This is a genomic window from Moorena sp. SIO2C4 (assembly GCF_010672485.1).
Lineage (GTDB): Bacteria > Cyanobacteriota > Cyanobacteriia > Cyanobacteriales > Coleofasciculaceae > Moorena > Moorena producens.
In genome coordinates this window covers 1-10,700 of record NZ_JAAHGN010000137.1, presented here as the reverse complement: position 1 = coordinate 10,700, position 10,700 = coordinate 1, and the positions used below count along the sequence as shown (strand labels likewise).

Here is a 10,700-nt window from a genome sequence, read left to right as displayed (position 1 = left end):
GCCGTTGGATGATATCGAAAACTATTTCTGTACAGTTGCCAACAACAACCGACCTCATCTGTTTTAGCGGTACTTTCCCCTGTCTGACTAGTTCTGCTAGAGATGGGTAATCCCAATACACCGGCTGAACCGACGATCCCTGACACACAGGAAATGCTGATAGTTCTGGGCAGTGTACAGACAACTGCCGACACCAACGACGAATCGGATGCATTTTACTAGCACCCCCAATCAAACGACCCAAGTGGAAAGAAAGACTCCACTGCTGACCGTGGGGATCTTTAATCTTCAACCGACCAGTCAATTGCGCCTTTGCGCAAGCTTGAATCTGTTGTGCCAGTTTGTCGGTAGTCAATAATTTGTCAGTCGTCATTGGTGTCTCTATGGATATATAGCAATGCCACTAGTAATTAGTAACTATTAACTAACAATTAAAAATGAATAATTAACAAGTAATAATCATAGTTTTATAGCGCCTCTATTAGCACCGATGTTGTCAATAGTTCCTGTTTTCATTAATACCTAGATACCTAGATACCTAGATACCTAGATACCTAGATACCTAGATACCTAATAGGTAATATTGTGAATTATAATATTGTGAATCCTGATATTGTGTATAGTTTTCAGAACTTACGCAGCCACTATATTTGTATATTGTTTACAAAATATCGGGTTTTTCGCCCAGTTTTCCGTAAATCATGGTTTTGTAGGAATGCACCAAACTGGTAATGTTAGCAGACAAGTCAAGCCAAGGTTGTGGAGATGCACCATTATCGAGTTTCACTAACCATAAGCAAAACTCGGTTAGCCAAAATGAAGGTAAATTAGTAGCTGACCTTGATAAATTTTAGCTTCATTAAGGTTGTTTTTTAAATAAAATTAATTAAACTTAACTTTATTTATTCTGGCTTAATCATAACTATGATATAAGTCTTAAGATACGCTAATTGTCGTAGGATACTTTGCTAACTAGAAAATCTAGCATCTCTCAGTAACATCAGCAACAAAATATAGCTAACTTTATTAAGTCTTTAAAAAAAGGATTATTTATTTTCAAAAGAATTAACTGCGAAATAATCGTGTGTACTGAGTTTCGTGAGCCATACTTGCCAGGGCTAATCCCCAGCCACAACTACTTAATTTTTCATCCGCCAAAGTTAAAACATCTTCGGTGGTCAGAGTAAGTCTATGGTTGAGTGCTAGGAGTAGCTGTTGACCAACGGTTTGACCAAGGGGAATCACTTTGACCCCAGCACCGATCACATTAGATGCCCAGCTATGTAAGTAACCTAAGACTGTGGCTGTAATGTCAATGTGCCAGTGAGCAGCCCCAATCCCAAACGCGATCGCATAATTACAGGGTTGACCCACAGCTGATGCTACATCGTGTAGAGAGATTACATTTGGTTCAGAGGTTACATGAGTTCTCTCCACAATGGTTTCACTGGGTGGGTGCAAATCCAGCAGTAACCGCATCAACGAGTTACCCATCTGCCAACTTTGCGTCCGCAATTCAGCAGTTTCCTTAGCAGCACTTACCCAAGCATTCCAGTAGTTCAAACCCTCTAAATCCCCTTTGCCATAACTTTCGTAAGCTCGGACCATAACATAACCTTCTAATCGAATGGCTCCATAGCGCAGTTGATGCTCTAGCCACTGGTGCAGAGTAGCCTGGTTGTGAATCACACCAATATCAACTAACGTTTCCAAACCCTCGGAATAGCCGTAAGCACCCACTGGTAGTACGGGACTAGCCAGTTGCAAAAGATTCAACAAAGAATTAGGGACTAGGGGATCTAAATGCATTCTTGCTTGTTGCTTATTGCCATAGTGCACTGTCTGTACATCATACCGAATCCCAATCCCACCCTCCTTCAGGATTGAAGAAGAGACCGAAGAGGGGGAAGAGGCACCAGTAACAACTGAGTAACATGTTTCTCCTGATCGAGACCTGCTCGATCCTGTCATCCATTACATCCGTTCAACCATCCCTTGCCCCTCTGGCAATTACGAGTTACCCCCCTAAATATACATATAGTGTGTATTATTATAAAATAACGCTATATATATAGGTTTAGGGGGCTATCCACATAAGTCCTAAAAATTTCCAAAAAAAGTTTGCCCAAACCCTTGACACCGCTTGTAGTATTTATGTAGTATATAAACAGAGCGCAGAGGAAAGAGTCAAAAAGCTCGAATCCCAAAGCTTACACCGAACCTTGACAACTAAATATGTAACATACCTTTTGATTCATGTTTGGATATAACTGTGTTTGCTCATCACGTGGGGATAGACCCTTGGGTTGATTCCCCACAGAGTGAACTCAAAGATTTATCTAAAAGATTGATCTAAACTCCAACGGATAAACTGCTCAAGTCCTGGGGCTGTAGCTCAGACGGTCAGAGCGCCTGTCTGTCGAACAGGAAGTCGCGGGTTCGATTCCCGTCAGCCTCGCTGTCTTGATGCAGTCGCTCATGGGGGAAACCCCCAAGACCGTAATGGTGCGTTTTCCGTAGGCGAATTAAATTCGCCACGGGTCGCACCTCTGCATCGCTCTTTGCAGTCGCTTTTATCGGTTGGAGGTGCAAATCCTGCTCCAATCAGTGACTCCAAGCAGTGACTCCAAGCAGCGTAGCTCAAAGGTAGAGCGTCTGGCTCATAACCAGGTGGGTGCGGGTTCAAGTCCCGCCGCTGCTACCACATACGGAGATGGTGTAACTGGCAACATGACGGTCTCCAAAACCGTTGATCTGAGTTCAAATCTCAGTCTCCGCGCTCCCGTGCCGTAGGCAAATTTGGTTAAGCCGCTTGCCTTTCAAGCAGGTGATTGCGGGTTCGATCCCCGTCGGCACGATGAATGCCCTGTAGCTCAGTTGGAAGAGCAGCGAGCTGTTAACTCGATGGTCGCGGGTTCGATTCCTGCCAGGGCAGTCAGGAGGGGTTTGATCTTTCTCCTTTGTATCCCCCGGTAGCTCAGTTGGGTAGAGCGCTCGCCTGAAAAGCGAGAGGTCGTCGGTTCGATGCCGACCTTGGGGGGCTGTCACTTGCTATTGCAAGTGCTCAATGCCGGATGGACGATTGGCAAGTCGCCGTGACTCTGAATCACGGAGAGGTTGGTTCGAGTCCAACTCCGGCATTCTATTGTTGAAGGTTAAGCAGTTGAAGGTTAACCGGTTGTAAGCTTTAACCAAACAACCTACCCTACTTCGGACGCCAAAGGCGAACAACCAAACAACCGTAGGCCTTAAGGCCACGCGATCGCGTTCAACCTTCAAACCAAATCAATTTTGATAGCAACTTGGTATCAAATATGCTCCTGTAGCCCAATTGGCAGAGGCGACCGTTTTAAAAACGGTCAGTTGTGGGTTCGACTCCCACCAGGAGTACTAACGGGGTGTAGCGCAGTTTGGTAGCGCGCTTGCTTTGGGAGCAAGATGTCGCAGGTTCAAATCCTGTCACCCCGACTTTACCCCTGTGATGCAATTGGTAGACATCACTCCCCCAGAACGAGTGTCTTGCAGGTTCAAATCCTGCCAGGGGTATCGCAGGGATGGAGCAAGAGTAGGCTCGCCAGGCCCATAACCTGGAAATCAGTGAGTGCAATTCTCACCCCTGCCACCAATTTGCAGCCATGATGTAATATCATCTCTGGTTGAATACTTATTATTGAAAGTTATTGAAAGGGGTTTGTCAAGTAAAAACTATAAAGTAACAAATAATAAATAACAAATAACAAATAACAAATAACGTAAGCTATCAGCTATCAGCTATCAGCTTATGCGGGATGCTTAATGGGCTTTTTACCAGACTTTCAATTGTCATTAATGTCGAACTATTCAATTCTACCGTTTGTGGGATGCGCACGGTACGCGAACGAAGTTTATTTTAATCTGACGGCTGACAGCTGAGAGCTGAATGCTGACACTAACACCATGGTTGACAAGTGATGAGCTAGGAGATACAAATGAAGAGATAAGGAGGGTAAAATGACAACTATGACTGTCACAGATGCTCTAGCAGAGTTGACCTTGCTGCAAAAGCGCATTGACTCAGCCAGAGCAGCTTTGGACAACAACACCTTAATTTCTGTGGTTGAAGTCGGTCAAGTGCCAACAGGCTTCAAATCACGAGAAGATTATGAGATAAAAGCTAAAGCAGCTTTGCAAAAAGTGGATGCCTTGATTGCCAGAAGGCGGACGATCAAGAGAGTAATTGTCTTATCCAATGCGTCTACAATGGTTACGGTTGCTGACCAAGAGATGACTGTGGCAGAAGCCATTGAGATGAAGATGTTTATCATGTATTATGAAGCAGTTATCGGTACTATGCAGTCAGCATATACTAAAACCCTGAATCACTATAAGACGGCACAAGCACGAGTCAAAGACAGACTTGATAAACTAGCTCTGGAAGTGCTAGGACAGAATGCATCGGTTGGTTCACAGAAGTATCAATCCTTGTCAGATAGCTTTCTAGCTAGAGAAGGGGTTGAACTACTGGATCCTACTAACCTGGCTGAAGAACTTGAAAGACGACAAACCTTTATTGAACAGTTCAAGTCAACAGTTGATCGAGTACTCTCGATCAGCAATGCTAGGACAATGATCGAAATTCCTGATTAAAATGGTGATGCGTGCTGGTCACTCGAAAATCTCTAAATTTATGGTTTTTAAGTAAGATGGATAGCTCAAATTGGTAGAGCATATGATTTGTAATCATTGATTGTTGGTTCAAATCCGACTCCATCTTAAGCTAAATTTAAAGGTCAAAGGTTAACGGTTAACCCTTAAACCTCAATCATCAAACCTTAGCTTATCAACCTTCAAACCATAAAAGTCAACCATCGATAAAATCCAGGGACTATGGTTTTAGGTTCCATAAAACCTTGAGGTTTCCACCTGGCTGAGTGGTCAGCATTCTCATTATTCAGCAACAATTATGACAATCTATTTTTACGGTACTCGCCAAAAACCCTATGGTTGTTTTTCCAACTTCTCCCGACATGGCTTTGAGCTAGATGAATTGTGGTGGGCGACTAGTGAGCATTTCTTCCAAGCCCAAAAATTTGTGACTACTGATTCCTCTTGGTATGACAAAATACGTGAGGCAAAAACACCAAAGGAAGCAGCAAAAATGGGACGCAATCGCTCTCATCCTCTTCGTGATGATTGGGAAAAAGTCAAAGATGAGATTATGCAGCGAGGAGTGTTACAAAAATTTGAAACCCATGGTGATCTTCGCCAGTTACTACTTGCTACAGGTGATCAGCTAATTGTTGAGAATTCACCCATAGATTATTACTGGGGTTGTGGTGCTGATGGTAGTGGGAAAAACAAACTAGGAGAGATTTTAATGACAGTCAGGGCAATATTGCGTGACAAGGAACTTGATGCTAACGATAGCAATCCTAAATAATTAGCACTAAATAATTAGAACTTTGTATTGTTTTAAACAACTTGGTGTCTGAAGCCAAAGTGGTCGCGGCGCTGGTTTGTGGAACCAGTCATAACGGGTTCAAGTCCCGTCAGACACCCTTAGGTGCGACCCGTGGCGAATTTAATTCGCCAACGGAAAGCGCACCTTAAGGAAGATGCCGCCGAGTGGACGGCAATCGGTCTTGAAAACCGTGGTACGGCAGCGATGTTGTAGGGGTTCGATTCCTCCATCTTCCTCTAGCCACCAGAAGCCGAAAAGCGAGGCACTGTGCTGATAACGCAGTGGTAGGAGGGGCAGTACCTCCCTGGTGGATTTCCCTTCTACACGCGATCGCTAACTTGATCAACCCCTGTGAACCAGTTGATCAGCTAGACTAAGGTATGTTAATCCGTTCACTACCCCAATCCATCCCTGGATAGAGACCGAGATTTACCTCTCTCGGAAGATGGAGATGGTCAGCAGAGCGCGAACGCGCTCTGGAAAAAACAAAGGTGCGCTTGACCCATTAAGAATTAAATTCGCCACGGGTCGCACCTGTTGAAACAGATTCAAAATGTCTTAAACTAATGGCAAATGTATAGTTATAACATCAAATAAAATTTCTATGCAGCTCGGTCCTGGTTTATTAATAACATTCTTGTACTACTTCACCTGTACAACCCTAATTACCACTGTCTTTTCCTCGCAAGTTTTGAGGCTAAGTCTGGTGACAGGGATGCCCTATAGTGTTGGTATAATTTTTGGCTTAATCGGTGGTTTATTAGGTACCTACTTCAATCGAACCGTTACAGTATCCCTAGAATTCAGGAGTAAGAAAGTTTTTACTGCTGCTCTCAATGATGCTCTGACCGAGATGGGGTTTGAGGAAACATCAAAGCTAGATGATTTTGTAGTTTACCAACGCCCAGCTCTCAGTAATCTTTTCTCTGGTAAAGTATTTGTACAAATCGGTAAAGGGAAAGCTACCATTGCTAGCCGTTCCAGAAATATTAAGCGAATCAGCTCTAAACTATCAAAAAATTAGAGACACTATCCATAATTTTTATAAAACTTATTTTTTTAAACCTGCCGATGACTATATCTCAGGGCAATAGTATTGCTAGAGGAAACACCATCGAGCAAACATAATCGAGCAAACATCATAGAACTTAACCCCTTAAATTATTAAGTCTTCGCAAAGCTCCAATGATTACTAACTTACCGTATAATTTAGTTCGGGAACCATAAATTTCTACGTTAATCTTGCTGCCATCTTTACACTGAGCAGGAAAGGTAAAGTAGAGATTTTTACCCTGACCCTGAAGACAATTAGTTATTCGCTCATCCACAAATTTACGCTTGTCTTCTGCCACCACGTGTAGTAAGGATTGCAGAGAAATAAGTTCACCAAAGGAATAGCCAAAAATTTCCGCCATTTTGGGATTAACATATAGAAAATCGCCTTTACTATAAATTATGTAAATTCCCAGGGAAGAGAAATTATCTGAACTCTCAGTGAGCTGATTGGGTGGGGAGAAAACTTGATAGTTCTGAGGAGACTGTTGCCCTAGGTGTTGTTGTTGACTGTGGAGTTGAGCATTCTCTAAGATCAAAGCCATGGACTCAGCAGTCATTTCCATTAAACGGGCAGATTTAGCACCAAAGTGTTCCGCCTGGGAATGCATTAGGGTGATAATGCCTAATAACCTCTTGCCCCTGAGAATAGGAACAGCTAATACTGAGCGTACTTGATAGGGCTGACCAGGTAAGGTAAGCCAGCGGTCATCATCCATAGTATCAGTGATCAGCCCAACTTCCCGATGGCGGCTAACCCAACCAGCTAAACCTTGGTCTAGAACCTGACCAATGATCTGCTTTTTATATCGTGGGAGGGTTGCACCGCGAGCTAGAAGACTCTCAGTGACCATACCATCAGCATTGAGTAAAAACAGGCTACTCTCCTCTGCCTTAGTGAGCCGACCAGCAACGTGGAGTATATCTTGTAACAAAGCTCTAAGCATCAGGGAGCCAGAGGCGGTTTGCATCATGGTGGCATAGGTTTTAAATAGCTGATGTTGAGCACTGAAGACGATTCGTGTAGCTTTAAGTTGATCCACTTGTCGGCGCAGTGCTTTCACTTCCTGAATCAGCTGTTGTTTAGATTTATTCACATCACTCATATTTACCTCCATCAATCAGCCTGCGCCAATCCCACATTAGTCTACAGGCTTATAGCAAGTGGCGTTGTTGACGTTTAATTTACCTATGGGGTCAGGAGGAATTGGGGGAAATTTCCTAATTCCCAATTCCTTTTTGTTTATTCTTTGACTGCAACTTGGTATCAGGTAATTGCTATCGGATAATGGGTATTTTCTCATCAAGGCTTAGGTAAAAATAGTAACTGTAACTGGTCTTTCCCTATTTAACCTTGAGTTATCCTGGATCTTCCCAATCTAAACCAGCTGGTGGTAATCAGACATCCTATGGCACCAACAACCAGCAGAAAACTCTCTTCAACCGCACTCGTGCCAGTTTACAGCAAGCCTTGTCCTGGTACACCAATTTTCATCGTTCCCAGGGGAATCCTGCTGATGTGGAAATGCAAGCCTTGCTGCAAACTGAATTAGAGGTTTTGCAGTCTAGCCTAGACAAACTTGACCAAGGATTGATTCGCATTGCCGCTTTTGGTTTGGTTAGTCGTGGTAAGTCAGCGGTAATAAATGCCTTGCTGGGACAAAAAATTCTTAAAACTGGTCCGATTCACGGTGTCACTCAATGGCCCAAGTCAGTACGCTGGACACCTAGCTCCGACAGTGAAGTCCTCTTGGAATTGATTGATACGCCAGGATTGGACGAAATTCATGGAGAAGTAAAGGCGCAGATGGCACGGGAGGTGGTATCCCAAGCGGATTTAATTTTATTTGTGGTGGCTGGTGATATCACTCGCACTGAATATCAAGCTCTTTGTGAACTGCGGCAAAGCCAAAAGCCTCTAATCTTGGTATTTAACAAAATTGACCTCTATCCAGAACAAGACCGGGAGGCAATTTATCAACAGTTGCAACAACTCGGTACCGGTAGCCCCAAGGATCGGCGTTTACAAAAGATGTTGTCAGCGGATGAGATTGTCTTAGTGGCAGCAGAACCAGCTTCTATGGAAGTACGGGTGGAGTGGCCTGATGGTAGAGTGACCTATGAATGGGAAACTCCACCTCCGAATGTGGATCAGCTTAAACAGAAAATTTTCAGTCTACTTAACCGAGAAGGGCGATCACTTTTAGCCCTCAACGCTCTATTTCAAGCCCGCAATACTCAGAATACTATTGCAAAAAAAGCCATTGAGTTACACAAAACTGAAGCAGAAGACTTAATCTGGCAGTTTGCCAAGTATAAAGCACTAGCAGTCGCCCTCAATCCGATTGGAATTTTAGATGTGTTAGGGGGTACTCTGACTGACTTGGTGATGATTCGTTCTCTAGCGCGGCTGTATGGTCTACCTATGACTAGCTATGAAGCAGGTAAGCTATGGCAAAAGATTTTGATCAGTTCTGGAGGCTTACTGCTAGGTGAACTGGGTACCAGTGTGCTTTTTGGTGTAGGTAAGAGTGCATCAGTGGTTATCGGTCCGAGTGGCTTGGGTGCCTTTGCTGGGGCAGCAATTACCCAAGCTGGAATTGCCGGTTATGGGGCGTATGCTGTTGGTCAAGCGGCACAGGTTTATCTCGAACAAGGTTGCTCTTTCGGACCACTAGGAGCAAGTACCGTCATTAAAGAAATTCTAGACCGGGTGGAGTCGGACACTATTCTTTTCCGTCTGCGGCAAGAATTGGAAAGACAGCTAGTAGAGTGATAAGACTTAATTCCTTAATTTTCCATAATTTTACCTAAATTTTATACCTGACAAGTTTTTTACCGGAGTCGTAGATTGGGAATGTGTAGATATTCTGTAGATATTCAACAGAGAAAAATCACTGCCAGCCCATCGGGATTCAGGAGAACACTCATGTTCCAAAGACTAATTCAAGCCGCCATGCTCACTTTATTGCTTCACCTAATTGCAAACCTCACACAACCAGACACTCAGCAGCCTGCCAATTTGTCACCCTCAGACGTGAAACTTGTCTATGTCTTGAGCTAGACCATCGGTTGGTGTTCCAAACCGATTTTTCTGGGGGTTGTGGGCTGGTTAATTATCCATAGTTAATTGTCCATGGTTCATTAGTTTTGATTAGTACTGTTGCTATGAACTATGAACCATGAATCTTAGAGGAGACTAAAGATGGTTAACCAAATGCATTATCCCAAACATAATCGATCAAGGTTTTAGCCTCCTGTAGGGGTAAGACTTGACAACGACCTTGGTGATCATAGGTCAGCAGAGGGATTGGACATCTACTCCCTTGTTCTAGGTTATCCTTTACAATTTTGCCCTCTATTTCTTCGAGGTTACGCAGGCAATTATTGATATCAAAGTCAATTTTGGTGTCAAATTTATCATCCATCCATGCTTCAATGTGGTTATCCAACTCTTTAGGGTTAAGTAGCTTTTTACTAGTTAATAAATGATAATAAACTAGAATAATCTCCTTACATTCTTCTTCTTCAGCGTCATCAATCAAAGACTTAAACACACCAGCATTAATGGCCAAATTTTTGAAGAAAAGGGTCTCGGTAACACTTTTTTGAAATTTAATCTGCTTATTTTGATAACTTGTGTACTGTTTAAATGCAAATCCGCCGAAGGCGATCACCACAGATAAAGTAGTGAGCAGTACAGCCATAATATCATGGGATTTTTCCTGGTCAATTCTGAAGCTTTCCACTCCCATAGCGAACAAAATTATTCCCAGGATAAAGATAAGTTGGGGTAGAACTTTGACCAGAAGAGGAATGGCAGCTCCAATGGCAGGTAAACCAAATAATAGGCGGTCTTTCCAGGTCATTCCTATTTGAACATTTGGAAATAAGAATTCTAGATCAAATTTGGGAATATTGCCATAGAGATAAACATAAATTTTACCGGGAACAAAGTTGAGATTTTTCAGTTTTTTAGAAGTTTTTGATTCAAAATAAGATTTATCTTTGAATTTAATCAATAAAACTACTCGTTCATAGATTTCAATGTTTTGTTCAGTTGGTTTTAAAAGTTTGTTCAAAAAATAAATTTTAGATTTGTCTCCTCTACCATAGCAAACTAGTTCCTCAAAGTCATCAAAATCTATCTCAGTCTTTAGTTCAATCAATGAGTGTTCTGACACAGCCTGTTCCAGGATATTTTTAA

At 42.8% G+C, this 10,700-nt stretch carries 9 protein-coding genes, 13 tRNA genes and 1 pseudogene; 18 read left to right on the top strand and 5 right to left on the bottom strand.

Annotated features, from left to right (window positions below):
* The 3 genes and pseudogenes from F6K20_RS10245 to F6K20_RS10235 form a co-directional block, all read right to left on the bottom strand.
* Positions 1 to 373 (bottom strand): annotated as a pseudogene (locus F6K20_RS10245) (response regulator); the annotation flags it as partial.
* Between the two features lie 288 nt (positions 374 to 661).
* Entirely contained in the window at positions 662 to 787 is a 126-nt protein-coding gene (locus F6K20_RS10240; RefSeq protein ID WP_267872098.1) for a hypothetical protein, read from the bottom strand.
* A 278-nt stretch (positions 788 to 1,065) separates the two neighbouring features.
* Positions 1,066 to 1,809 (bottom strand): urease accessory protein UreF, encoded by a 744-nt coding sequence (locus F6K20_RS10235; protein ID WP_287294593.1) that lies wholly within the window; start codon positions 1,807 to 1,809, stop codon positions 1,066 to 1,068.
* A gap of 575 nt (positions 1,810 to 2,384) precedes the next feature.
* Here F6K20_RS10235 and F6K20_RS10230 point away from each other — a divergent pair.
* The 16 genes from F6K20_RS10230 to F6K20_RS10155 all read left to right on the top strand — a co-directional run bounded on the left by F6K20_RS10230 (position 2,385) and on the right by F6K20_RS10155 (position 6,464).
* Positions 2,385 to 2,458 (top strand) — tRNA-Asp (locus F6K20_RS10230).
* Positions 2,459 to 2,629: 171 nt separating this feature from the next.
* A tRNA-Met gene (locus tag F6K20_RS10225) sits at positions 2,630 to 2,704 on the top strand.
* A 4-nt stretch (positions 2,705 to 2,708) separates the two neighbouring features.
* A tRNA-Trp gene (locus F6K20_RS10220) sits at positions 2,709 to 2,779 on the top strand.
* Positions 2,780 to 2,783: 4 nt separating this feature from the next.
* Positions 2,784 to 2,858 (top strand) — tRNA-Glu (locus F6K20_RS10215).
* Between the two features lie 4 nt (positions 2,859 to 2,862).
* Positions 2,863 to 2,935 (top strand) — tRNA-Asn (locus F6K20_RS10210).
* Positions 2,936 to 2,966: 31 nt separating this feature from the next.
* Positions 2,967 to 3,040, top strand: a tRNA-Phe gene (locus F6K20_RS10205).
* Positions 3,041 to 3,068: 28 nt separating this feature from the next.
* Positions 3,069 to 3,141: transfer RNA gene (locus F6K20_RS10200), tRNA-Gln, on the top strand.
* Between the two features lie 175 nt (positions 3,142 to 3,316).
* Positions 3,317 to 3,390, top strand: a tRNA-Leu gene (locus F6K20_RS10195).
* A 4-nt stretch (positions 3,391 to 3,394) separates the two neighbouring features.
* Positions 3,395 to 3,468: transfer RNA gene (locus F6K20_RS10190), tRNA-Pro, on the top strand.
* A 4-nt stretch (positions 3,469 to 3,472) separates the two neighbouring features.
* Positions 3,473 to 3,546: transfer RNA gene (locus tag F6K20_RS10185), tRNA-Leu, on the top strand.
* A 2-nt stretch (positions 3,547 to 3,548) separates the two neighbouring features.
* A tRNA-Met gene (locus F6K20_RS10180) sits at positions 3,549 to 3,625 on the top strand.
* A 365-nt stretch (positions 3,626 to 3,990) separates the two neighbouring features.
* On the top strand, positions 3,991 to 4,626 hold the full coding sequence (locus F6K20_RS10175; RefSeq protein ID WP_008188427.1) for a hypothetical protein: 636 nt from the start codon (positions 3,991 to 3,993) through the stop codon (positions 4,624 to 4,626).
* A 54-nt stretch (positions 4,627 to 4,680) separates the two neighbouring features.
* Positions 4,681 to 4,753: transfer RNA gene (locus tag F6K20_RS10170), tRNA-Thr, on the top strand.
* A gap of 189 nt (positions 4,754 to 4,942) precedes the next feature.
* Complete coding sequence (gene ybiA, locus F6K20_RS10165; RefSeq protein ID WP_008188429.1) at positions 4,943 to 5,419, top strand: riboflavin biosynthesis intermediates N-glycosidase; 477 nt, start codon at positions 4,943 to 4,945, stop codon at positions 5,417 to 5,419.
* 44 nt (positions 5,420 to 5,463) lie between these two features.
* Positions 5,464 to 5,537, top strand: a tRNA-His gene (locus F6K20_RS10160).
* A 618-nt stretch (positions 5,538 to 6,155) separates the two neighbouring features.
* Positions 6,156 to 6,464: a hypothetical protein gene (locus tag F6K20_RS10155; protein ID WP_048815331.1), complete on the top strand. Its 309-nt coding sequence runs from the start codon at positions 6,156 to 6,158 to the stop codon at positions 6,462 to 6,464.
* Between the two features lie 124 nt (positions 6,465 to 6,588).
* On the opposite strand, the gene F6K20_RS10150 is transcribed toward F6K20_RS10155, so the two are convergent.
* Positions 6,589 to 7,599 (bottom strand): PAS domain S-box protein, encoded by a 1,011-nt coding sequence (locus tag F6K20_RS10150; protein ID WP_287294590.1) that lies wholly within the window; start codon positions 7,597 to 7,599, stop codon positions 6,589 to 6,591.
* A gap of 248 nt (positions 7,600 to 7,847) precedes the next feature.
* Here F6K20_RS10150 and F6K20_RS10145 point away from each other — a divergent pair, with 248 nt between their 5' ends.
* Together F6K20_RS10145 and F6K20_RS40575 are read left to right on the top strand one after the other, a co-directional pair.
* Positions 7,848 to 9,269: a GTP-binding protein gene (locus F6K20_RS10145; RefSeq protein WP_287294589.1), complete on the top strand. Its 1,422-nt coding sequence runs from the start codon at positions 7,848 to 7,850 to the stop codon at positions 9,267 to 9,269.
* A gap of 81 nt (positions 9,270 to 9,350) precedes the next feature.
* Positions 9,351 to 9,557, top strand: a complete 207-nt coding sequence (locus tag F6K20_RS40575; RefSeq protein WP_502708828.1) for a QAALIT motif small membrane protein — start codon at positions 9,351 to 9,353, stop codon at positions 9,555 to 9,557.
* A gap of 145 nt (positions 9,558 to 9,702) precedes the next feature.
* Here F6K20_RS40575 and F6K20_RS10140 read toward each other — a convergent pair.
* On the bottom strand, positions 9,703 to 10,700 hold a 998-nt coding region (locus F6K20_RS10140), incomplete at its 5' end, for a TMEM143 family protein (protein WP_287294587.1).

Bases quoted from the DNA above. Each gene is read 5' to 3' on its own strand.
- F6K20_RS10235 (WP_287294593.1), bottom strand. From the start codon at position 1,809: ATGCATTTAGATCCCCTAGTCCCTAATTCTTTGTTGAATCTTTTGCAA.
- F6K20_RS10150 (WP_287294590.1), bottom strand. From the start codon at position 7,599: ATGAGTGATGTGAATAAATCTAAACAACAGCTGATTCAGGAAGTGAAA.
- ybiA (WP_008188429.1), top strand. From the start codon at position 4,943: ATGACAATCTATTTTTACGGTACTCGCCAAAAACCCTATGGTTGTTTT.
- F6K20_RS10155 (WP_048815331.1), top strand. From the start codon at position 6,156: ATGCCCTATAGTGTTGGTATAATTTTTGGCTTAATCGGTGGTTTATTA.
- F6K20_RS40575 (WP_502708828.1), top strand. From the start codon at position 9,351: ATGTGTAGATATTCTGTAGATATTCAACAGAGAAAAATCACTGCCAGC.
- F6K20_RS10175 (WP_008188427.1), top strand. From the start codon at position 3,991: ATGACAACTATGACTGTCACAGATGCTCTAGCAGAGTTGACCTTGCTG.